This is a genomic window from Bacillus sp. B4EP4a (assembly GCF_006680105.1).
In the GTDB taxonomy this organism is placed as follows: Bacteria; Bacillota; Bacilli; order Bacillales; family DSM-1321; genus Peribacillus; species Peribacillus simplex_E.
In genome coordinates this window covers 20,013-42,560 of record NZ_VHIK01000035.1, presented here as the reverse complement: position 1 = coordinate 42,560, position 22,548 = coordinate 20,013, and the positions used below count along the sequence as shown (strand labels likewise).

18 protein-coding genes and 1 pseudogene are annotated in these 22,548 nt (G+C 40.3%); 7 read left to right on the top strand and 12 right to left on the bottom strand.

Annotation, left to right across the window (positions count from 1 at the left end):
* Window positions 1-415 precede the first annotated feature (415 nt).
* Together FNK51_RS17690 and FNK51_RS17685 are read left to right on the top strand one after the other, a co-directional pair.
* Window positions 416-1,174, top strand: a complete 759-nt coding sequence (locus tag FNK51_RS17690; protein WP_141994171.1) for an alpha/beta hydrolase — start codon at window positions 416-418, stop codon at window positions 1,172-1,174.
* Between the two features lie 80 nt (window positions 1,175-1,254).
* The gene (locus FNK51_RS17685; RefSeq protein ID WP_096340795.1) at window positions 1,255-1,425 is read left to right on the top strand and encodes a CsbD family protein; all 171 of its coding nucleotides are present in this window, start codon (window positions 1,255-1,257) and stop codon (window positions 1,423-1,425) included.
* A gap of 114 nt (window positions 1,426-1,539) precedes the next feature.
* Here the strand turns inward: FNK51_RS17685 and FNK51_RS17680 are convergent, their stop codons facing one another.
* The 5 genes from FNK51_RS17680 to FNK51_RS17660 all read right to left on the bottom strand — a co-directional run bounded on the left by FNK51_RS17680 (window position 1,540) and on the right by FNK51_RS17660 (window position 8,847).
* Window positions 1,540-2,682, bottom strand: a complete 1,143-nt coding sequence (locus FNK51_RS17680; protein WP_141994170.1) for a PP2C family protein-serine/threonine phosphatase — start codon at window positions 2,680-2,682, stop codon at window positions 1,540-1,542.
* A gap of 263 nt (window positions 2,683-2,945) precedes the next feature.
* On the bottom strand, window positions 2,946-3,779 hold the full coding sequence (locus tag FNK51_RS17675; protein WP_141994169.1) for a CheR family methyltransferase: 834 nt from the start codon (window positions 3,777-3,779) through the stop codon (window positions 2,946-2,948).
* Between the two features lie 28 nt (window positions 3,780-3,807).
* Window positions 3,808-6,606, bottom strand: a complete 2,799-nt coding sequence (locus tag FNK51_RS17670) for a response regulator (RefSeq protein WP_141994168.1) — start codon at window positions 6,604-6,606, stop codon at window positions 3,808-3,810.
* 312 nt (window positions 6,607-6,918) lie between these two features.
* Window positions 6,919-8,235: a hemolysin family protein gene (locus FNK51_RS17665; protein WP_483296126.1), complete on the bottom strand. Its 1,317-nt coding sequence runs from the start codon at window positions 8,233-8,235 to the stop codon at window positions 6,919-6,921.
* A gap of 180 nt (window positions 8,236-8,415) precedes the next feature.
* Window positions 8,416-8,847: a MerR family transcriptional regulator gene (locus FNK51_RS17660; protein WP_286178757.1), complete on the bottom strand. Its 432-nt coding sequence runs from the start codon at window positions 8,845-8,847 to the stop codon at window positions 8,416-8,418.
* A 489-nt stretch (window positions 8,848-9,336) separates the two neighbouring features.
* On the opposite strand from FNK51_RS17660, the gene FNK51_RS17655 reads away from it, so the two are divergent.
* Window positions 9,337-9,762 carry a DUF4395 domain-containing protein gene (locus FNK51_RS17655; protein ID WP_141994167.1) on the top strand — a complete coding sequence of 142 codons (426 nt, stop codon included), beginning with the start codon at window positions 9,337-9,339 and terminating at the stop codon, window positions 9,760-9,762.
* A 43-nt stretch (window positions 9,763-9,805) separates the two neighbouring features.
* On the opposite strand, the gene FNK51_RS17650 is transcribed toward FNK51_RS17655, so the two are convergent.
* The 4 genes from FNK51_RS17650 to FNK51_RS17635 all read right to left on the bottom strand — a co-directional run bounded on the left by FNK51_RS17650 (window position 9,806) and on the right by FNK51_RS17635 (window position 14,446).
* Window positions 9,806-11,560 carry an FTR1 family protein gene (locus FNK51_RS17650; RefSeq protein WP_141994166.1) on the bottom strand — a complete coding sequence of 585 codons (1,755 nt, stop codon included), beginning with the start codon at window positions 11,558-11,560 and terminating at the stop codon, window positions 9,806-9,808.
* Window positions 11,561-11,646: 86 nt separating this feature from the next.
* The gene (gene efeB / locus FNK51_RS17645) at window positions 11,647-12,933 is read right to left on the bottom strand and encodes an iron uptake transporter deferrochelatase/peroxidase subunit (protein WP_098187315.1); all 1,287 of its coding nucleotides are present in this window, start codon (window positions 12,931-12,933) and stop codon (window positions 11,647-11,649) included.
* Window positions 12,934-13,779: an iron uptake system protein EfeO gene (gene efeO / locus FNK51_RS17640; protein WP_141994165.1), complete on the bottom strand. Its 846-nt coding sequence runs from the start codon at window positions 13,777-13,779 to the stop codon at window positions 12,934-12,936. It lies immediately after the preceding gene.
* 187 nt (window positions 13,780-13,966) lie between these two features.
* On the bottom strand, window positions 13,967-14,446 hold the full coding sequence (locus FNK51_RS17635) for a MarR family winged helix-turn-helix transcriptional regulator (protein WP_098372134.1): 480 nt from the start codon (window positions 14,444-14,446) through the stop codon (window positions 13,967-13,969).
* Between the two features lie 129 nt (window positions 14,447-14,575).
* Here FNK51_RS17635 and FNK51_RS17630 point away from each other — a divergent pair, with 129 nt between their 5' ends.
* Window positions 14,576-16,090 carry an MDR family MFS transporter gene (locus FNK51_RS17630; protein ID WP_141994164.1) on the top strand — a complete coding sequence of 505 codons (1,515 nt, stop codon included), beginning with the start codon at window positions 14,576-14,578 and terminating at the stop codon, window positions 16,088-16,090.
* Window positions 16,091-16,221: 131 nt separating this feature from the next.
* Window positions 16,222-16,923, top strand: coding sequence for an SGNH/GDSL hydrolase family protein (locus tag FNK51_RS17625; protein ID WP_141994163.1), 702 nt, complete (start codon window positions 16,222-16,224; stop codon window positions 16,921-16,923).
* Between the two features lie 41 nt (window positions 16,924-16,964).
* Here FNK51_RS17625 and def read toward each other — a convergent pair whose 3' ends face one another.
* Window positions 16,965-17,543 (bottom strand): peptide deformylase, encoded by a 579-nt coding sequence (gene def / locus FNK51_RS17620; RefSeq protein WP_141994162.1) that lies wholly within the window; start codon window positions 17,541-17,543, stop codon window positions 16,965-16,967.
* A 249-nt stretch (window positions 17,544-17,792) separates the two neighbouring features.
* Here def and FNK51_RS17615 point away from each other — a divergent pair, with 249 nt between their 5' ends.
* Window positions 17,793-19,526 (top strand): AAA family ATPase, encoded by a 1,734-nt coding sequence (locus FNK51_RS17615; RefSeq protein ID WP_141994161.1) that lies wholly within the window; start codon window positions 17,793-17,795, stop codon window positions 19,524-19,526.
* Window positions 19,527-19,760: 234 nt separating this feature from the next.
* Here the strand turns inward: FNK51_RS17615 and FNK51_RS17610 are convergent, their stop codons facing one another.
* Window positions 19,761-19,949 carry an SDR family NAD(P)-dependent oxidoreductase gene (locus tag FNK51_RS17610; protein ID WP_141994160.1) on the bottom strand — a complete coding sequence of 63 codons (189 nt, stop codon included), beginning with the start codon at window positions 19,947-19,949 and terminating at the stop codon, window positions 19,761-19,763.
* Window positions 19,950-19,981: 32 nt separating this feature from the next.
* On the opposite strand from FNK51_RS17610, the pseudogene FNK51_RS17605 reads away from it, so the two are divergent.
* Window positions 19,982-20,284 (top strand): annotated as a pseudogene (locus tag FNK51_RS17605) (ATP-binding cassette domain-containing protein); the annotation flags it as partial.
* A gap of 73 nt (window positions 20,285-20,357) precedes the next feature.
* Here the strand turns inward: FNK51_RS17605 and nagE are convergent.
* Window positions 20,358-22,268 carry an N-acetylglucosamine-specific PTS transporter subunit IIBC gene (nagE, locus tag FNK51_RS17600; protein ID WP_141994159.1) on the bottom strand — a complete coding sequence of 637 codons (1,911 nt, stop codon included), beginning with the start codon at window positions 22,266-22,268 and terminating at the stop codon, window positions 20,358-20,360.
* Window positions 22,269-22,548 lie beyond the last annotated feature (280 nt).

Sequence of the window (22,548 nt, the reverse complement as noted above, 5' to 3'; positions counted from 1 at the left end):
CATAGTAAGAAGTCAATAGTTATTTCTTTCAGCAATCTGCCGAAAGTGATGAAGTTTTTCGTTTGTCTTAGTTGGTGCTTATTTATATTAATCCCATTTCACTTTAATGTCAATGCCTTTTTCTCCATTTCTTATATTTATATCTTGCACCGGTTATAAGCTTCTTCAATTTATCAAAAATTCCAAGACAGTACTTATATAATAGAAAGAATGGCAACGATACATGGAATAGACCTACTAAGTATCTTTATCCTTTTTTAATGCCTCTTAATGACAATGAATTTTGGAATATAACCAAGTTGACTTCACAATTTTCATTATGCTATTATATAACCAAGTAAAATAATCGGAATAGTTAATTTTATTTATAAACTTTCTTTCAATAAAACTTAGCTAATTTAAAGGAGATGGGAATATGACAGCAGCAATGGTAATACCAGGTGCGGAATCTTTTTTCATACCCGGCAATTCTATCGGCATTCTTATTTGCCATGGTTTTAATGGAACGCCACAAAGCGTAAGGTATTTAGGTGAAAAATTCGCCGCCAAAGGCTTCACTGTCTTCGCTCCTCGACTGACGGGCCACGGAACGGATGAATATGAAATGGAAACGAGTCATTATCAGGAATGGATACAAGATGTTGAAATGGCTTATGCAAAATTAAAGCGAACCTGCACCCATGTATTCGCCATCGGACAATCAATGGGAGGCGCCCTTGTTCTCGATTTAGCGACAAAAGTGGCTTGTGATGGAATTCTCACCATCAATGCCGCTCTCCAAGTTCCTGAATATGAAAAACATCGTAAACAATCGGTTCCGCGCTTCGTTCCTGAAGGCAAGCCTGACATAAAAGACGATACAACTAAAGAAATCACATATGACCAAGTTCCGGCAAAAGCAATTAATCAATTGCTCGATATAATGGAACATACCAGTCAAAAACTAGTAGACGTTGCATGCCCGATACTTATCTTCCATTCTCCAGAAGATCACGTTGTACCAGACTCGTGCTCCTATCAGATTTACGATACTGTCATGTCCGGTGATAAGGAGATGGCGCCCCTTGAAAATTCATATCATGTGGCCTCGTTGGATCATGACAAAGATCATATCATTGATCGGTCATATCAGTTCATTCAAAGGTTAAGCAAAAGGGCAATAATCGCTTCTTAAACTCCTTTCTCCATAAAAATCAGGTTTACCCATACATTTCATGGGTATATATAGCATATAAAGAAAAAGGAGGTAACATAATGAGCGGTTTATCAGACAAAGTAAAAAGTGCTGTAAATAAAGTTAAAGGTGAAACGAAAGACCAAGTCGGAAACGCGAAAAATGATCCTCACTTACAAGCAGAAGGTAAAGTCGACAAATTAAAAGGCAATCTCCAAGATGGCATTAGTAAATTGAAAAATGACCGTTAATTGCAAATAACCGAATAGAGGATTCTCTCTCTAAACGAACATTCTCATTTCATATAAAAGTGACCCCCCTTTTATAGAGAAGAGGCGGCAGATAATCTGCCGCCTCTTCCTTCTTCAATTTGCTTGAATAACAACAACACACATATCATCAGGTTGATCTTGCTGCATTTCCGGGGACATTAAAAAATCGATAGGGGGAGATTCTTTACAATCAAACCATCTCGTCGAGACCGCTTCTTTTATTTGGTCGAGCCCTTCCGTCCCTTCTCGATCTATTGCTTCCATGACTCCATCCGTAAATAGCATAATCTGAATCTTCTCTTCATAATGAATGACGGATTTCTCTATTTTCATTTCGGTGAAGAACCCAACAGGACATGCCCCTTTTGAAAGTGAGGCCACTTTTCCATTGTCCATTAAAGCAAATCCCGGAGGATGTCCGGCATTCACATATTCCACTGTCTTTTGCTCTGTATCAATGATCATATAAATCGCGGTAAAATAATAATGCACTTGATTATCTTCTTTATTAAGGGTACTCATCCAGCGATTCATTTCGTTTATTACTGCCACTGGATCTGTATGTGTCCTGATGGCATCCCTCAATACGGAGGAAATGAACATGCACACAAGTGAGGCGGATATACCATGCCCCATCATATCCAACAGGATGATCCCATACCGATTTTCATCGATGCGGTGCCAATAGTACATATCCCCTGCTAATTTATTCGCAGGTAAGTATGATGCCCTTATAGTTAAGTGGTCATTTATAATGGGTTCACTTAATAAGCTGCTTTGAACCTGCATGGAAAGATCCAATTCATTGCGGATTTTTTCATCCTGCATTTTATGCCAATCTTTTTCATATTTAAGTCTTAACCCTACGCGAATCCTCGCAAGTAAATCTATTTTATTGATAGGCTTCATTATATAATCAATTCCACCAACATCAAGTGCCTCGGCCACCTTATTTGAATCTTCAAGGGCGGTTACAAAAATGACGGGTATATCTCTAAGGTGTGGAATACTTTGAAGTCTCCTGCACGCCTCTATCCCATCGATCTCCGGCATCATGATATCAAGCAGAATGATATCAACTGAAGTCTCTTTAGGTTGCGGACTATCCACCTGTAAATATTCAAACATCTCAACAGCTGAAGTTAATGATAGAAAATCCGTATAGCCAGCTCGTTTTAGAATTTTCTCTATAACGAAAAGGTTAACCTGGTTATCATCTACGATTAAAATCGTCATTCTTTCATTCCCCTTTTGGCTTATATCGAGCGGCAACATTTATCTTCATTATATGGATCGGTACGTTCTAAAACTCCCTTAAATATTATAACGAAGTTCAGTCTCATTAAATAATAATAAACCATGGCAGCGATTTTACATGGAGACCAACTCATTTTATATACCCCTTCTTCCGATACCTTAAACATAGAAATGCAAAAAAAGTGAAAAATAATGCACTAAATTAAAAAGAAAGAGTCCGCTTATATGCGAACTCTTTCTTTTTACAATTTCCGATAAATTCTTTCCTTTGAGTCAAAGTCCTCATAATCTTCCGAAAAGGATGATGTATGAAGTGTTTCCTTGCTGCCAACCGCAAGGAAGCCGTCTTTACAAAGACTGTCATAAAACAACTGATTAACATAGGTCTGTAATTCACCGGTAAAGTAAATCATCACATTCCGGCACATGATAATATGAAACTCATTGAACGAACCATCAGTAACTAAATTATGCTGGAAAAATACAATGTTTTTAAGGAGATCCGAATCAAGATAAGCATTTTGATAATCGGTTGTATAATACTCCGAAAATTCCTGGTTACCTCCAGCTTGCAAGTAGTTTTTCGTATAAGACTGCATTCTATTTAAAGGTAATATCCCTTTTTCCGCATGACGGAGAACTTCATCATTCATATCAGTGGCATAAATCCTCGCCTTATCATAAAGTCCTTCTTCCTTGAGGATGATCGCCATGGAAAAGGCTTCTTCACCGGTCGAACATCCCGCATGCCAAATTCTGATTTCAGGAAGTTTTTTCAGGAGCGGTACAATATTTAAACGAAAGGCTTTAAAGAAATCCGGATCGCGAAACATTTCGGTGACATTTATTGAAAAATCCTTCAAAAGCTTCTCAACATACCCTTTTTCATATAAAACCATTTCAATCATTCCGCTAATCCTGCGAACATGGTCCAGTCTCATTCTATTTTCAACTCTTCTTTTTATTGAAGAACGCATATATTTGCGAAAGTCAAAGCCAGAAACGGAATAAATGGCCTCTAACAATAATTCGATTTCTAAATCTTCTCTTTCCTCAATCGTTAAAGTATCCTTCATGCAAAACCTTCCTTACCCGTACTATCAATCAATTAGTTAGCCATACTCTTAGGACGGATAGCAGCTGATCCAATTTCAACGGCTTGCTGACATAATCCGAGGCGCCGGCCTTCAGGCATTTTTCCCTATCGCCTTTCATCGCTTTCGCAGTTAGCGCGATGATTGGGAGTTCCTCGAACTTACTTTGCTCGCGAATTCTGGTCATCGTTTCGTAACCGTCCATGCCTGGCATCATGATATCCATCAAAATAACATCTATATCGTTTCCTTTTTCAAGGAGTTCCAAACATTCATAGCCGTTTTCAGCTGTAAGGATTTCCATCCCCTCATGCTTCAGCGCATTTTTCAGAGCAAATATATTACGGTGATCATCATCGACGACCAGTACTGTTTTATTGCAGAATGGTTTGACCTTATTCTGATTTTCTTCATCCATTATAACTACATCCGATTCTCCTTGACCGCCAAAAGGCGCTTCAGAATCATCGTGGTTAGCTGCTGCCACTTCTGGAGAAGCAGCTATTGCTTCGCCGACATTTTTGAAGCCCTCTGGCATGCTTGGAATAAAGAAAGTAAAGGTACTGCCTTGCCCTTCTTCACTATCTACAATGACCCAGCCTCCCAGAAGTTTGGCAAACTCCCGGCAAATCGATAGCCCTAGGCCCGTACCGCCATATTTTCTCATTGTAGCTCCGTCACCTTGCTGAAACGCTTCAAAGATAAGTTTTTGCTTTTCTTTTGAAATTCCGATGCCCGTATCCGTCACCTTAATTTCAACCCAATTGCTAGCTCCTTTTGTCTGTATCCATTGTGCTACATTTTCTTCATCAGCTTTTTGGATTTGAACAGACACAGAACCTTTTTCCGTGAATTTAAATGCATTGGATAACAGGTTTTTCAAAATTTGCTGGAAGCGCTGTTCATCCGTAAAGAAAATATCCGGAACGTTTTTACTTTTTTCTATTATAAAGTCAATGTTCTTTTTCTTCGCTACATGATCGAAGTTACGGTGCAATAACTCAGGAAGTTCACTCAAATTCATTTCGCCAAAGACCACTTCAAGCTTTCCGACTTCAACTTTTGATAAATCCAAAATGTCATTAATCAACGTTAATAAGTCTTGGCCCGATGAATTAATGACACGAGCGAATTCCTGTTGCTCTTCATTTAATTTACTATCATTTGGATCTGAAAGCATTTCAGATAAAATCAGAATACTATTGAGCGGTGTCCGCAATTCATGGGACATATTTGCCATAAACTCCGATTTGTATTTTGAACTTAACTTTAATTCTTCCGCCTGTTTTTCAAGATTTTGTTTTGCGACTTGAAGCTCTTTCGATTTTTCTTCGGTTTCACGATTTCTCTCTTCTAATTGTTCATTGATCATTCGCAACTCTTCAGCCTGTGTTTGCAGTTCCTCCGATTGGGCTTGCATTTCCTCTGACTGTGACTGCAATTCTTCCGATTGAGCCTGTAACTCTTCGGTCTGTGCTTGTGATTCTTTCAATAAACGCTCTATTTCCATCCGGCCCTCTACATTATTAATCGTGATGCCTAGAGTATCAAGAACCTGGTTTAGGAAAGATTTTTGCAACTTCGTAAAAGTCTCCAAACTTGCCAGTTCAACCATCGCCACAACTTCTTCCTCAAAAACGACTGGCGCAATGACAATGCTTTTCGGATTGACTTCCCCTAATCCTGTCGTTACCAATTGAAAATCTTCAGGGATATCGTCAATGACTTTGGATTTCTTTTCAAGGGCACATTGTCCGATCAACCCTTCGCCAAGACGGAATTCACGTCTGCCCGAATCTTCGCCATCTCCAGCAAAGCTGGCAAGCTTCACAAAACGCATATCCACACCCTCACCCCGTTTGACGTAAAAAGCTCCAATTGAAGCCCCCATCATCGGTGCAAGTCTTGTAATGAACCGGTCAGCCAGAACTTCCACATCAACAATGCGCTGATACATGGTAGCTATATCTGCAACACGGGTCTGGATCCAGTTCTGTTCACTGATCTTTTCGGTGAAATCTTTCTCTTTTCGATTATAGTCTTCAAGCGATTCCGCCATATCATTGAACGATCTCGCTATATCACCAATTTCATCAGTAGTCCGAACCGGAACTCTTGGTATGACCGATAAATTTTTAAAATCGATATTTTTGATGACATTCGTAATCGATTGCAGATCTTTCGAAGTACTGCGAATCATCCAAACAACCGTTACGGAAATAACCAAAATGCTGAGAATAACCGCAAAAATCACAAAGCCGATCATATCTTCATAGGTTTGTTTCGAATTACTTAATGTATCTTTCATGACACCTTCTTGGTAATCCTTAAATTCATCCATCGTACTGATGACTTTCGTTCGTTTTTCCCTCTGGTCATCCATCAGGCTTGTTAGATCCGAAGAGTTTCCCGACTTTATCTTTTGGATGATCTCAGCCTCCGTTATGGAGTAAGAAGCATATTGAGTCTCGAACTCTTTCAATAATTGCTTTGCTTTCGCCTTATTTAACGAACCTGATAACCCAGCAATTTTTGATTCAATCAAACTATGATTCTCATTGATGATTTCGAGGCTCTCTGCTCTTTCTTCTTTGTTTGCATCATTAGCTGCAAACAGGATCTCACGGTCCGACCTGGAAAAAAGCTGACGGATTTCCATCGAATCTTGAACTTTTTCATAGCGATTTTCAACTATCTCAGTCATGCTGCTCTTTAAATTGTTAAGCGTAACCATCATGAAAGAAAGTAAAATAGCCAAGAAAAACAAGATTAAACCAAATCCCAACATTTGCTTCTTCTTAAAACCCATTTTCCCGCCCACCTTCGATACTTATTTATACCAGCCAAAAATAAACGGCATTGCAAAGTAAATCTTAATACTATCATTAGTATTACTTTTATTCTTTGACACATTAAAATGATATATAGATAGATTCATTGCTCAAAGTCAATTTTAACATTTTCCAAGCTAAAATGGTTCCCTACAGCGTAATTTTCAAGGAATTCCTTTTCCAATTAAGTAACAGTCTGCTTTAACCATTGTTATAATTGTCATTGTTCGAACGAAGGAGCATTAATAAAAGCCGAAAGTTTCCACTTTCGGCTCTTGTTGTGATCCTGTTTATTTAATCTTCTTCACTTCAACATATAAAACATGGTGGCCGTCCATTTCCTTTACAGTAAATTCATATCCGGCGTATTCGATTTTATCCCCGACAGCAATCTCAAATCTGCCTGTCAGGAACCATCCTCCCAATGTATCGATATCTTCCTCCGGCAAATCGATCGCAAGGGTATCATTGACATCTTCAACCAATGTTTTAGCGTCGAATACATAATGCCCTTCATCAATCTTTTGAATGAGCGGACGTTCATCCTGGTCAAATTCATCACGGATTTCCCCAACGATTTCTTCAAGGATGTCTTCAACCGTAACAAGACCGGCCGTTCCGCCATATTCATCAGTCAAAACTGCCATATGGATCCGTTCCTTCTGCATTTTCAGCAGCAAATCATGAATGGCGATCGTTTCAAGAACACGTATGATGGGTGTTACAAAGGAATCCACCGTCAAAGCTGTTACATTATCTTCTGTAATCGTCGCTGTATAAAGCCGCTTGATATTGACCATTCCCACGACATTATCTTTATCGCCGTCTATGACCGGATACCTTGTGTATTGTTCTTCTTGAATAAGTTCAACAACTTCCAATAATGGCATGCCTTTTTCGATAACGGTCATTTCCGTACGCGGAACCATGATTTCATTGGCAATACGCTCATCAAATTCAAATATCTGATTTACATATTTGTATTCCGATTGGTTGATCTCACCGCTTTTATAGCTTTCCGATAAAATGATGCGCAGCTCTTCTTCAGAATGGGCCATTTCTGACTCAGATGCTGGCTTTAATCCGAAAATGCCAGTCAGAAGACGCGCAGAACCATTCAGTAACCAAATGAATGGGTATAAAATGCGGTAGAAGAGAATTAACGGCTTTGCAAAAAGCAAGGTTACCTCTTCAGCCTTTTGAATGGCAACCGTTTTCGGTGCCAATTCACCGATTACAACATGAAGGAATGTTACGGAACCGAACGCGATCAGGAACGAGATGATGTGACTTACGGATTCCTCTAATCCCCATTTAGTGAACAATGGTTTTAAGATCGCCTCGACCGTCGGTTCACCCAGCACCCCCAAACCTAAGGCGGTTACTGTAATCCCCAATTGACAGGCAGATAAGTACTCATCGATATGCGTTGTCACTTTCTTGGCTGCGAGGGCATTTCTATGCCCTTCTTCAATCAATTGATTGATTCGGGAACTTCTGACTTTCACGATTGCAAATTCCGATGCAACGAAAAATGCGGTTAATGCTATTAATACAGCTACTGCTAATAACTTTATAAAAATCTCCAATATGTGCGGGTTCGCCATATAGTGCCAATCCTTCTGACCTTCGGATTAGACATGTACGGCTTAATCCCAAGCACCTCCTGTATAAATGGTTATTGTCGTTTCAAAATGCGATTTTTGCCTTATAACATGAACCAAAACCATTTAGCCTATATCGTTAATATGCACCTTCGTGCATAAAACTATAGAGATAAATTTTAATCATACAAGCAACAATAATAATGATTGGATCAAGGCCATGCTTTCACGGGACACCTGCTTTTTTAGAAGAAGCTCACTTTTTCCGTCCTTTTCAATCAAGCTGATGAATTCCTGAAGTTCCTCGTTCAGGCCATCCATTTTATTCTTGAGTTGAAGACCTTTTTCCTCAATTGCTGACGCGGCTTCCATTTCCTTTTTAAGTAGTTCTTTAATATCTTCCAATGAAAGGTTTTCTCTTTTGTATCCTTCGATACGGCGGAGCCTTTCAAGTTCACCGACTGAATAATAACGGTAATTAGAGGCGGAACGTTCTGCTTTAAGCAAGCCTAGGTTCGTATAATAATCTACGGTTCGTTTCGTAACGTTCGCCATTTCCGCCAACTCGCCAATTTTTAAAGTCTCGTTCCCAACATAACCCCCCCTAACCGTCACGTGATGGTTTGACAAACAAAAAGTATGTCTTTTCCTCCATGACGTTTTATTCTATTCCATAATCGTACATTATTTTAATTGAAATGAAAAATATTTATTACCCTCTTTTTACCCTTTAATGGAAAAACAAAAACCGATTAATTGAATAATCGGTTTAATTTTATAATTTAATCCACGGATTTATTTTTTTGTTTTAACTGAGAATTGATTGCTCAATATCTTAGGACCGCATTGGCATAGGGAAGAATGCTTTAGCTTTTTTATTGGTGTTCCGCATGTTTCACAGACTTTTGCTACCATTTATACTGTCCTCCTTACTTTAATTGCTTGTTATATATATTATACTACTTTTATAATGATAATCAATACTAAATTAAAATAATTATAAACAAGGGGAGTTTTTGACTTTATTTTATTAGCTTTTCAATTCACAAGTAATTATAATAAAGATGAAATATCATAAAACACATAAGGAAGGTTGGTATTAGTATGACGAGTGAAATCCGTTCCATTCCCCGTCCCTTAGTACGAACGAATCAATGGGTCATTTTGTTAAGCGTAGCCACCGCCTTATTAACGGGACAAATATGGATATTAGTGATTCCTTTAACAGCAGGACTTTTGGGTCTTCTCTTTAATTTCAATCCAGTGATGCGTCTCGCCAAGCTCTTTCTGAAAAAGAATCCTTCCGATTATATTCCTGAAGATCATTCACAGCAACAATTCAACCAGGTCATAGCAGTCGCTTGCTTAGGACTTGGATTCACTTCTTTTTTGCTGGGTTGGAATGTTACCGGTTATATATTCACCTTGATGGTCGGAATGGCTTCTCTCATAGCCATTCTTGGATTCTGCATCGGCTGCTTCATCCTTTTTCAATGGAAGCAATATTCCTATCGCCGATCTATTCGCTAATACCACACATAAAATGGGACTGACATTCGTCAGTCCCATTTTATTATTCGGTTGCCCGTAAGGAATTACTCTTTTTGACCCAAATGGTGGCCAATGCAATCAGCAATAATAATACACCTTGCGGCACCAGCGTTTCCATTGTTGGATAAAGACCTATCGTTTCCACAAATGGGAAGGAGCTGATCGTATTTGTCTGTAACACTTGAGAAACCTGAAGTGAGTGGATAGAGACTCCAAGAATCTTGAAAGCCAAGGCATATATGAGTATCGTTGCCACTTTAAAGAATAGGGTCATCGGTAATTTCACACTGTACCGCAGCATGATGAAACCAATTACCACTAAAATGAGGAAGGCAAGGAAAATCCCGCTCAACAGCTGCTTTAATTCCATATAAGGAGCCATTCCAGCATAAAAGATAATCGTCTCGGCACCTTCACGGAATATGGATAGAAAACTGATTAAAGCGAAAGAGATGATACTCCCCGTCGCAATGGCTTGGTTCATTTGCTTGCCGATATACCGGTTCCATGCATTGACATTCGATTTACTATGAAGCCAAAGACCAATTGTCAACATCATCAATACTGCTATTATCCCAGTGATTCCCTCAATATATTCCCGGCTTGAAGCAGCTGTGATCTGAGAGAAAACGATATTGATTATGACCGCCAATATAGAACTGGCAGCTAAACCCGCACCAACTCCTGTCCAAATCCATTTTTGTTTGTCCGCTTGCCCGATTTTCTTTAGGAAAGACAGCAATGTAGCTACAATCAAGAGTGCTTCCAACCCTTCCCGCAAAAGGATCAGAGCTGCATCCCATGTTGTATAACCCGTATCCTCAATTAAAGGGAGTAACCTTGTGTTTAAATCGGATACGATTCCCTTTGCTTCATCTGCCTTTACATTTTTCGACTCTAATAGGCTGATTGCGGTCGGGACTTTCGTTTCCATATCGCTGTAAAGCTTGCTGTCCCTTGTGGAAACCTCCCCTTCTACATTAGGCCAAATTGTTAAGATTTCATTTAGCTTATCAACGGCAGAATCGATTTCATCCTTTTCAATATCCGTTGCACTTCCTTGTAAAAGTTCTGTTACATCCCCAAGTGAATATGTGTTCTTCTGGCTTCCTACTTCAACTTTACCAGCAAGGAAATCCTCGATTAGACCCTTCAATTCAGTTAGATTTTTTTGGGCTTTTTCCGGATCAGGTGGGTCTTGGGTAATCGCTATCCGCACAAAGGCCATTTTCGTTTCAAACTCACCATATGTAGCAACACTTTTCTCCCTGACAATGACCTCTGCATCGGTCCATTGATTCAGGAGATTGGTATATTGAACTTTAGCTTGATCAAAGTCACCTTCAGTTATCAAAGCCTCCAACTTATCTATTAATGGAAGTATCGCTTGTAACCGTTCTTTATAGTCAGTCTTGTCAACAGGGTTTTCATTGGCATCATAAATAACAAGCGTACTTGATAATGCCGATAATCGCTTCTTGATTTCATCTGTGGAGGCTTGGTCGCTCACAGCACTTTTTACAGCGGATAGCTGCTCGTCGACTTTCCTCGCACTCTCGCTGTCCGTTTTTATCGTTTTCCAATCTTGCTCGAATAGATCGATATTTTTCGATACTTCCTCAAGGTCGCCGGATTTTACCTTCATTAAACTATCGCCAATATAAACAAAAAGCTGATCATGGTTTTCACCCGCCGAAACCATCTTTATATCAGTCGAAAGAAATAAAAGACTGACGACTAAAACCAATATCCCACTCTTCCATCTAGAAACGGTCATAGTGGTTCCTCCTTATTCATGAACTAAAATCGCCAACTGGATAATGTCCATGCTGGCGATTTTCACGTCCTCATTTGAAATTATATTTATCCAAAAAGGGAATCCCCGATATAGCCACCCTTTTTCACACCTGGTAAACAAGCGAACATGGCACTGCCCCTGTGAACGATATATTCGTTGAGCTTATCATTTTTCGCCAGTCGCTCTTGTATGGGTATGAATTGTTTACTTGGGTTTCGCTGAAAACAAATGAATAGCAAGCCGGCATTGAAGCTCCCTGTTTTAGGATCCATTCCATCTGCATATGAATATGGACGCCGCAATATCTTTGCTTTTCCGTCCCCCCTGGAGAGACTCATATGTGAATCTTCTGGAATGATCCGATTTCCATTTGGATCTTTAGCTTCAAGATCCACGGTATCGAACTCATTCTTCATTCCTAGTGGGGCTCCACTGTCTCGATGACGGCCAAACGTATTTTCTTGTTCTTTCAATATAGTCCGGTCCCAAACTTCAATGTACATCTGGATTCGTCGCACCACCATATAACTGCCTCCAACAAGCCAGTCAGGACCGTCCTCACCCTTCACCCAAACATGCTCATTCATTTCATTATTATCATTCTTATCCGGATTGACAGTACCATCCTTAAACCCGAATAAGTTCCGCGGTGTCGTTTTTTGTGAATCGGCTTGCTTAGTCCGTTGAAAACCTGTTTGTGCCCAATGAATGATCGCTTTCCCTCTGCCTATCCTCACTAAGTTCCGGACGGCATGGAAAGCCACTTGAAGATCATCTGCACATGCTTGAATACAAATATCCCCACCGCTCCATTCTTCTTCTAAAGCATCTAAAGGGAATTGGGGCAGGTCCTTTAATTCGGCAGGTCTTTTTGATTTCAAACCAAATCGATCTTTTCCATCCTTCGAAAACAGGGTCGGCCCCACTCCAAAAGTGATCGTTAAATTGGAAGGTGATAATTCTTTCGCTTCCCCTGTATCCTTTGGAGGCATATTCGTATTAAGTGATGTATCACCAATCAAATTCCCCGCGGTCATCTGAGCCGCAGCCTCTGTCCAATCCTTAAATAACTGGATTAAGTCTGACCTTTTATCCGTGGTTACTTCCAATGATGCGAAGTAAAGGTTATCTTGCGCTTCAGTGGTGATACCAGCTTGGTGCGCTCCATAAAAAGGAACAATATCCTTAGTTTGTCCCTTCGCCTTTTGTTCAGAAAGTGTCAGAAGCCCACCAAATCCGGATGCTCCTATCACGACTCCGATTCCACCCACTCCTGCCGTTTTCAACATGTTTCGACGACTCACCTTTTTTGTAAAAAGCCCGGTTTCATCTTTCGGCGTATGTTCTTTCAATTAAGATTCCTCCGTTACAATACCTATTTGCGAAAGTGGTTCAGCCAATGCATCAATTGCTTGACTTAACTCTTTGACTTCAGATTCCTTTAAATCCGTATATGAGATGTAGCCATTCCCTTCCTTATGCTTTTCAAGCAAGCCGTATACATCGTCAAAACGTTTTTGGATTTCCGCAGCAAGCTTCGCATCCTTTTCTTTTAGAGCTGGAGTAAGCAGTTCATAGATCTTTTCTGCACCTTCAACATTAGCCACGAAATCATATAAATCGGTATGGGAGTATCGGTCCTCTTCTCCTGTCACTTTACTCGTGGAAACTTCATTCAATAAATCCACCGCACCCGTGATCAACAAATCAGGTGTTACCTCAACCGTCTCAACTTTGGCACGAAGCAAATTGACATCACTCATTAATTGATCTGCATACTTTTCGTATCCTTTCGTTGTATTTTCTTGCCATAACCCCATTTCAATCCTATGGTAACCGCCCCATTCTTCATCTTTGACATCCCCTTTACGCGCATCGATTTTGGGATCAAGATCGCCAAAAACTTCAGCGATGGGTTCCGCTCTCTCATAATGCATCCGTGCTGGTGCGTATAATTCCTTCGCCTTTTCAATATCACCGGCAGATACGGCCGTAGTGAATTCTTCCGTTGCGTTTACGAACTCTTCTATTTCACCAATGGCATATTCCCGGTACTCGCTAGATACACCATCAAGCTTACTCGCACTCACTTCTTTGGCCTTATCATCTGCCGGTTTAGTTCCTTCCTTTTCCTGCGCACAGCCAAATAATAGACTGGTTGATAGTAATACTGCTAATGACGCCTTTGCTTTCTTCATATTGTATTCTCCCTTTGAAATGTTTTGTAGATTCATATTAGCAGATAATGAAATTCATTATCAATATATATTTTAATGGAAACATAACATTGTTCATTCTCTTCCAAAATATTCAACTTTATCCCTTTTCCTTTCGTATGATAAGCCACCGGCTGGCTAAAGATAAAAAAGGCAGCCTATACATCTGCTACCTTTCACGCTCACTCATTAATTTGTCATTTTCTTTGTCCATGATTTTTGTTATATCCTCAATAAATTTATCGATTAACATTAGCTCTTGCTCATTATAAGCGGAACATAACTCCTTGGTTGCCATAGAGAGCGATTGATAGTGCGATTTAATCTGTTCCTGTCTTTCGGGTATCGGTGCAATCATTACCCTTCTTCCATCCAATTGATCTCGTTCCCTTTTAACATAACCGGATTTCTCAAGGCGATTGATCAGTGCCGTAACCGATCCCGTACTCAATCCTGTAATTTTGGATAATTCACCAGCGGTAATCGGTCCTGTTTCATTCAATATTTCAGCACTCTTTAAGTCCGTATGGGACACCCCTATTTTCTGGGCCATGTTTTGTTGAAATAAAACGGACCTCATTCCATACCGCTGCAATCTGTGTGTTAAACTCTCTAACAGAGTTGCATTCAACCCATTATCGCTTGACATAAAATGCCACCCCTTTTACACTTAAATTTATCTTGATTTTCAAGATAAATATTTTGTTTCATCTTAACGTTTACCCTTCAACCATGTAAAGGAAATTCATTAGCTGGTTGATTTGAAGGAGGAAAATAAATGAACAATCAAAAAAAACAAAAATTCATTGTTGCCGGTTTACTATTGGGTATCTTGATGTCAGCAATGGATAATACGATTGTTGCAACTGCAATGGGAACGATCGTTTCTGATTTAGGCGGGTTCGATAAGTTTGTATGGGTGACATCTGCCTATATGGTCGCCACGATGGCAAGTATGCCGATTTTCGGTAAGCTTTCCGACATGTATGGAAGAAAGCGGTTTTTTATTTTTGGACTTATAGTCTTTTTGGTCGGTTCCGCATTATGCGGTATGGCTCAGAGCATAGTGCAGTTAAGTATCTTCCGTGCAATCCAAGGGATAGGCGGAGGAGCTTTGATGCCTATAGCCTTTACGATCATTTTTGATATTTTCCCACCGGAAAAACGCGGGAAATTAACTGGCCTTTTCGGCGCTGTATTTGGGGCCTCAAGCGTATTGGGACCACTTTTAGGCGCTTATATTACTGAATACTCCAGCTGGCATTGGATTTTCTACGTCAATGTTCCGATTGGGATCATTTCTTTATTTTTCATCTGGAATTATTACAAGGAGTCACCCAACACCCAAGAGCAAAAAATTGATTGGGGTGGCGCAGCAACTCTCGTCATTGCCGTTATCAGCTTAATGTTCGCTCTCGAACTGGGCGGGGAGTATGGCTGGAGTTCCTCTCCTATCATAGGCCTGTTTGCCAGTTTTGTGGTTTTCTTCGTTTCATTTTTCTTTTTCGAAAAAAGAGCAAAAGATCCAATCATTTCATTATGGCTGTTTAAAAGGCGATTATTTGCCACTTCTCAGATTTTAGCGATTCTTTATGGCGGCACATTCATTATTTTAACCGTCTATATTCCGATTTTCGTGCAGGCAGTTTACGGTGGTTCCGCAACAAATGCCGGCTTGATTCTCACTCCCATGATGCTTGGTTCAGTATTCGGCAGTGCAGTTGGCGGGATATTCAATACAAAGACAAGCTTTCGCAACTTAATGACGATTTCCGTCATCTGTTATTTTGCAGGAATGCTTCTATTAGGGACCATTACCCCTGATACCAGCAGGACTTTATTAACTTTGTACATGATTCTTACTGGATTTGGCATGGGCTTTTCTTTCTCCCTTTTACCTATTGCGTCCATTCACAACTTGGAACCTAGATTCAGGGGGTCGGCCAACTCAACAAACTCATTCCTCCGTTCATTTGGGATGACACTCGGTGTAACGATTTATGGAGCGATTCAGACCAATGTATTCCAAAGTAAAATGACGGAAGCATTTAAAGGAATGCAAGGAGGTCCGGATACAGCCGGATTGATGGAGGACCCACGTCAGCTCTTCCAATCGGATGCACGTGCCGAGATTCCGGACTTTATCTTGGATAAAATCGTTCATGCGATGTCCGATTCGATATCATTAATATTCACCTTGGCTCTCATTCCGATCGGTCTTGCTGCAATCACTGTTTTCTTCATGGGAAAAACGAGAGTGGAAGCACCTTCAAAAAAGGAATCATTGCAATAAACAAAAAGCGCTGAAATTCCAGCGCTTTTTGTTATTTTCATCTTCCTTCTATAAATGGGAGGTGAAGATTGCCGAAAAATCATTCCACAACTAAAATATAAGTAACACATTCACATACCGAGGTGAGAAGTTTGAAGATCGTATGTTTTGGTGACAGTTTAACAAGAGGCATTTCTTATGTTAAGGGGCGCCTTCGCATCATTAAAGAAAATTATCCGAACTCTTTAGCTAAGCTAACAGAATCTTTGCCATTCGTGGAAGTCTTGAATAAAGGGGTTTTCAATGACAACTCCGACCTTTTAGTTAGCCGGATCGAGAAAGACGTCATGTCTGAAAATCCCGATATCGTACTAATAGAGGTCGGTGGAAACGACTGTAACTTCCATTGGGATGAAGTAGCCAACAATCCAGAAGGTGACCATGAGCCCATCGTTCCAATCGAACGCTACCTGGATAATATCACACAACTTGTCAAGCAGATTCAGGACAAGCATGTAACACCATTCCTTTTAACTCTCCCGCCACTTGACCCTGCCAGGTATTACAGATCCATCGCTGATAAGTTCGGTCATTCGATCGGGCATTTCGTTTCCCATGTCGGTGGTATTGAACATTGGCATGGGATGTATAATCGCCAATTGAAACACCTTGCAGAGGAACTGAAGGTGCCATTGATTGATGTCCGTTCCTATATTAAATCCTCCGGCGACTTGAGAAGCTTGATTAGCGATGATGGCATCCACCTCACTTCAGAAGGGTACCAGCAAATGAGCATGGCCATATTCAGTGATTTGCAAAAGCATATGGAAGCGGATATTCTTCCTCAGCCATAAAACGGTAAAAAGGCAAAGCATGGCGCTTTGCCTTTTTTTCCTTACAGACTTTTCACTTCCACGTTTTCCGGAAGCTTGAAAGGGTTTTCGGTGTTGATCCGGTCATAAAACATCATCCCGTTTAAATGATCTAACTCATGTTGAAAAACGATTGCAGCAAAGCCCTTCAGCCGCATCTCTATTTCCTCACCATTACCATCCACCGCTTTAATTTTAACCCGTTCATAACGCGGTACATATCCTTTAATATCACGGTCGACAGAAAGGCAGCCTTCACTTTGCGGTAAATAGATCATAGTGGCCGAATGACTGATGATTTTCGGATTCACAAGGGCATATTCAAACAGCTTCCCCTTTTCGTCGGGAAAATACATGACGAACATACGTTTATTCAAGCCTATCTGATTTGCAGACAACCCCACTCCTTCACGCAAGTTGAACTTCTTTTGGAGTTTTGGATCCTGACTATTTTTCAGGTATTGCATCATGCATCCCAACGTTTTACGATCTTCATCCGAAATCGGCAGGCTAACTTCATCCGTTACCTGACGCAGAATGGGATCCCCTTCTCTAACGATATCCTTCATCGTAATCATATAGTCTTTTATAAATTTACTCATAGAACTTCACACTCTTCTACCATTTTATTTTTTCATGACTTAGACCATTTCACTTTAGCATTTCGCTTTTAAAAAGTCTAATATGCTGGTTAGATTAAATATTTCTAAATTCCGGGATCTTTAAACTTCCATAATAAATATTATTTCTTTCATTTCACATTATTTACCTTTATTTTAAGGTATAAAGACCTATAGATTACATGTTTAAAAATTTTATACTAGATATATACTCTTAAAGGAGATGAAAAATTGAACTCGAACTCTAAATTAGTTTCGAAATTGCTGCCGTTCCTTACGGCTCTCATTGTGATAATTGCTGGAGTCAGTTGGTATGTTGTTACTCAGTCAAAGGATATTGTCATTCCCTTTTCTTCGGTAGAAAAGACGATTAAAGCCCAAAATGGAGCCCTTGTCACCATTGAAGAAAAAAGAAATGGCACTCTTCACATCTCCACGCCAGATGGAGAATATGTTTCCAGTATTCCTCCAAACAGTCAAATGATCAATAAACTTGTCGAAACTTATAACGTTCAATATTCTTTTTCATCAACTAATAAATCAGCATTATGGATTTTAGGCGTTTTAATGGCGGCTCTCGTCACAACCGGTGTCATTATACAGAAAAAATCAAAGAACGGATTGCGGATTGGCAGTAAAAAACAAAGCCTTTCCACCCCAAAGCCCCTGCCAGAGATAACTCTGGATGATGTAGGCGGGTTGCAATCCGAAATCAAACAGGAAATCCTACAGACACTCACTACACTGAAGGAACCTGAACGTTCAGCTAAAATTGGAATTAAGCCGCCTCAAGGCATTTTATTATATGGCCCCCCTGGAACGGGGAAAACTCTGCTTGCACAGGCAATTGCAAAAGAGCTTGGTGCAAACTTCTTCTCAACGAGCGGTTCAGCCTTCAACGAAATGTTTGTTGGAGTCGGTGCAGCCCGAGTCCGCAGCCTTTTCCAAAATGCACGTAAGCAATCGCCAGCTGTCATTTTCATCGATGAAGTGGACGCGTTGGCTGGTAAAAGGAAAGCTCATGGCGGGGAAGAAGGCGAAAAAACGTTAACTGAACTGCTTGTGCAATTGGATGGAGGCCATCCAAATGAAGGCATTTTATTCATTGCAGCGACCAACCGGAAAGATATGCTCGATGAGGCATTTCTACGTCCGGGCAGGATTGATTTTTCTTTCCAAGTTCCACTTCCAGATACACAGGGAAGAAAGGAAATCATCGATATCCATACGAAGGGAAAGCATCTAGCGACAGATGTCCTGGCTTCCCTGGATGAGTTGGCTGAAAGTACATCCGGTTTCTCCGGCGCTGACTTAAGCTCCCTGTTCGATACTGCCTCACGACATGCCCTGAGGAATGAACAGGATATGATTCGTAAACAGGATCTAGATTACGCCATTGACCGTACGATACTTGGAGCGACATCACGTACCTTGAATGATGCGGATACGAAGCGGCGTGTGGCCATTCATGAAAGTGGACATGCCCTTATTGCAGCTTTGACAAAGCCCGGTTCCGTTCGAAAGGCGACCATCATTCCGCGTGGGGAAGCCCTTGGATATGTAGCGCCAATACCAAAAGAACTCCATCTGGCAACAGCCAGTGAATTGCTTGATCAAGTCAAAATGATCTTAGCAGGTGGCGTGGCGGAAAGAATGTATTTAGGAGAACATAGCATCGGTGTAGGCGGAGATGTACAACAGGCGAAGCATCTGCTTGAACAAATGGTCGATACCGGAATGCTTCAAGATGGATTTACCCTCACCTTTAATAAAGGTGAGAAGGAGCAAAAGATGCAGGAATTATTCACGAAAGCGATTTCTGAAACGGAAATGTTGATTGACTCGAATCGCTTACAATATGAAGAGCTCGTTGAAGAGTTATTGAAAAAAGAGACACTTGAAGGATCAGAAGTTCAGCGTATCGTTGATGCTTCAGAAATAACCGGCATATGCTCGAATGCTTAATTCTCTTTTTCACTGAGTCTTAAGACCTAATGTTATATTTAGAGCCTGTTTCCAATCGAACAGGCTCTTTTTTTTTATCATATATGGCCTCAAGACAAAGAAATGAATTAACCAGATGGAAATTCCTCATACTAGTCAACACGATATGATCTTTTACGGTTTTTCCTCCCCTTGTTGCTGCAATCCAAAGAACAATATTTGCTATTTGCCTTTCTTGGTTTGTACTTCTTCCCATTACACTCCGGCAATATCGACCAGTGTCTTTATTGGACCAATTTCATTCTTATTTTGATCAACTATACAATCGATTGCATTACTGTCGCTCACGTCTGCTGGAAAGGCATATACCTCCAGGCCTTGAGACTTTAATTCACTTACATATTTATCAAGCTGTTCGGCATTATAATCAATGGCCGCACCCAAGCTTGGCTAAAGCCTGAACAACAAACGGAGAGGATGAACCTACTACCTACCTTGATATGGCCCATCAACTGGAGGTTTTACAAATTGTTGAGAGACTTAACAGGGAACAGAAAAAAACCATCGTGATGGTACTGCATGATATCAACCATGCGTCTCGGTTTTCACATGAAATCATAACGATGAAGGAAGGAGAAATCGTTAAAATCGGTACCCCGGGCGAAATCATTACACCTGCCGTTTTAGAAGAAGTCTTTCGTATTCATGCAAGAGTCATGATAGATCCTGCCAATGGTGCACCCGTTTGTTTTGGTTATGACAATTTATCACAGCAAGAAGTATACAAAGAAGCCGTTTCATCCAATTTAAAAAAGGGATGTCGACAAGTCGACACCCCTTTTTTGACACGTATTATAGTTTTTCCAACTGGATGATATCCGGTGTATTTTGTTTCTGGATCCCTGACTTTTGCAATTTCACTGCCGTTCCTTCTGGTAAGTTAGTGAATATAATAGGAGTGACCGTTGATGGTGCATTCCGTTTTATGAAATCTAAGTCAATTTCCAAAAGAGGTGTTCCTTTTGTTATTCTTTGACCTTCTTGCACAAGAGCTGTAAACCCTTCGCCATTTAATTTAACTGTATCTAAACCAACATGGATCAGGATTTCCAGACCATTATCCATTTTCAATCCCAGTGCATGATTTGTCGGGAAGATACTTAGAACTTCCCCATCAATTGGGGATACTAGTTTTCCGTTGACTGGCTCGATAGCAAAGCCATCCCCCATCATTTTCATGGCAAACACTTGATCGGGAACTTGTTCGATCGGTAAAACGGTTCCTTCAATTGGAAGGACAAAGTCATTTGCACCTAAAGCTTGGTTTTCTTCCATTTTATCCTCTGCCACTTGTGCAGCTGGACTTGTTTTCACTTTGCTTGGATTGATGTCATTTTTGACAAGTTGTTTCATTGCATTTGCAACGAATTCTACATTCGTTCCAACAATGACTTGTACACTCGATTTATTTAATTTCATGACACCCCGCGCACCATGCCTTTTTAAAGCTGCTTCATTCACATTTCCTGAATCGGCCACTTCTAAACGTAAGCGTGTTGCACAGTTATCAATTATCTTTATATTCTCTTTACCGCCAAGGTCTTGAATGAAAAGCGATCCCATATCGGTATATTTATCCCCTGTTTTCACAATCGTTTCTTCTTCCACATTTTCCTCATCGTCTTCACGGCCTGGTGTTTTTAAATCCATGATCTTGATGACAAAATAGAAAATCACGAAGTAAACTGCCGCGTATACTAAGCCAATCGGTATTAACCATAGCGGTTTTTGCGCTATACCAAAGTTCAAGAAATAATCAATGGCCCCTGCGGAGAATCCAAACCCATGATGGATATCCAATATAACAGCTAGTGCCAGGGAGACCCCGGTTAAAAGGGCATGTATTACATATAACACCGGTGCGATGAACATGAACAGAAATTCAATCGGTTCAGTGATTCCTGTTAGGAAAGAAGTGAAAGCTAACCCAATAAGCATCCCCGTCACCAGTTTACGTTTCTCTTTTTTAGCAGCTGCAATCATCGCTAATGCGGCGGCTGGAAGGCCGAACATCATGATCGGGAAAAAGCCGGTCATGAAGGGCCCAGCAGTCGGGTCCCCTGCGAAGAAACGATTTATATCCCCTGTCGCTCCATTGTATTCACCAAAAACGAACCAAACCATACTATTCAAGACATGATGCAATCCTACTGGAAGCAATAAGCGATTCAATACGCCGAATACGCCGGCACCCAAAGCCCCTGCACCTGTAATCCAGTCTCCAACACTATTGATTACATCTTGAATCGGCGGCCAAACAAAACCGAATATGCCCGCAAGTATAATCATCGCCAGCGAAGTGATGATTGGGACGAATCGTTTCCCTGAAAAGAATCCAAGCCATTCAGGGAGTCTTATGTCGGAGTATCTATTATATAGAAAAGCTGCAACTATACCCGATATAATACCGCCTAGTACAGCCATGTTGATATCTTTATTAATCGCTTGTGTACCATTCGTTAAAACAAAGTAACCAACAAGACCTGCTAATGCCGCAGCACCGCTTCCATCTTTGGATAATCCAATTGCTATACCTAAAGCGAACAATATGGCAAGGTTATCAAAGATCGCTTGTCCCGAGGCAGCCATAAATGGAATATTTAGTAAATCTGGTTGCCCTAAACGAAGCAATAAAGCCGCTGCCGGCAAAACAGCAATCGGTAACATTAAAGCTTTCCCAATCTTTTGTAAAAAATTTAACATCGAACTCATCTCCCTTGTTCCTAACTTCTTTTAATTCAGCAGAACGAAAAGACGTATAAAGCGTTTTCATTTTATCAATATAATAACTTTTCTTTGGCTTATACTAGCACAGAAAATATATAGATGTCTATACCAATTTACTTGAAAATATACTATATTCTTCGAAAATAAAGCAATAATATCTTTTTTATTCCTTATACCCTTTAACTGGTCTAGACAACTTTTGATAAAAACGATAAAATGAGGGCAAAATATATGAGACTTTTTCATGACTCATTCA

Excerpts from the sequence above, each read along its gene's own strand:
- FNK51_RS17690 (WP_141994171.1), top strand. The coding sequence starts at position 416 with ATGACAGCAGCAATGGTAATACCAGGTGCGGAATCTTTTTTCATACCC.
- FNK51_RS17685 (WP_096340795.1), top strand. The coding sequence starts at position 1,255 with ATGAGCGGTTTATCAGACAAAGTAAAAAGTGCTGTAAATAAAGTTAAA.
- FNK51_RS17680 (WP_141994170.1), bottom strand. The coding sequence starts at position 2,682 with ATGACGATTTTAATCGTAGATGATAACCAGGTTAACCTTTTCGTTATA.
- FNK51_RS17675 (WP_141994169.1), bottom strand. The coding sequence starts at position 3,779 with ATGAAGGATACTTTAACGATTGAGGAAAGAGAAGATTTAGAAATCGAA.
- FNK51_RS17670 (WP_141994168.1), bottom strand. The coding sequence starts at position 6,606 with ATGGGTTTTAAGAAGAAGCAAATGTTGGGATTTGGTTTAATCTTGTTT.
- FNK51_RS17665 (WP_483296126.1), bottom strand. The coding sequence starts at position 8,235 with ATGGCGAACCCGCACATATTGGAGATTTTTATAAAGTTATTAGCAGTA.
- FNK51_RS17655 (WP_141994167.1), top strand. The coding sequence starts at position 9,337 with ATGACGAGTGAAATCCGTTCCATTCCCCGTCCCTTAGTACGAACGAAT.
- FNK51_RS17650 (WP_141994166.1), bottom strand. The coding sequence starts at position 11,560 with ATGACCGTTTCTAGATGGAAGAGTGGGATATTGGTTTTAGTCGTCAGT.
- efeO (WP_141994165.1), bottom strand. The coding sequence starts at position 13,779 with ATGAAGAAAGCAAAGGCGTCATTAGCAGTATTACTATCAACCAGTCTA.
- FNK51_RS17635 (WP_098372134.1), bottom strand. The coding sequence starts at position 14,446 with ATGTCAAGCGATAATGGGTTGAATGCAACTCTGTTAGAGAGTTTAACA.
- FNK51_RS17630 (WP_141994164.1), top strand. The coding sequence starts at position 14,576 with ATGAACAATCAAAAAAAACAAAAATTCATTGTTGCCGGTTTACTATTG.
- def (WP_141994162.1), bottom strand. The coding sequence starts at position 17,543 with ATGAGTAAATTTATAAAAGACTATATGATTACGATGAAGGATATCGTT.
- nagE (WP_141994159.1), bottom strand. The coding sequence starts at position 22,268 with ATGTTAAATTTTTTACAAAAGATTGGGAAAGCTTTAATGTTACCGATT.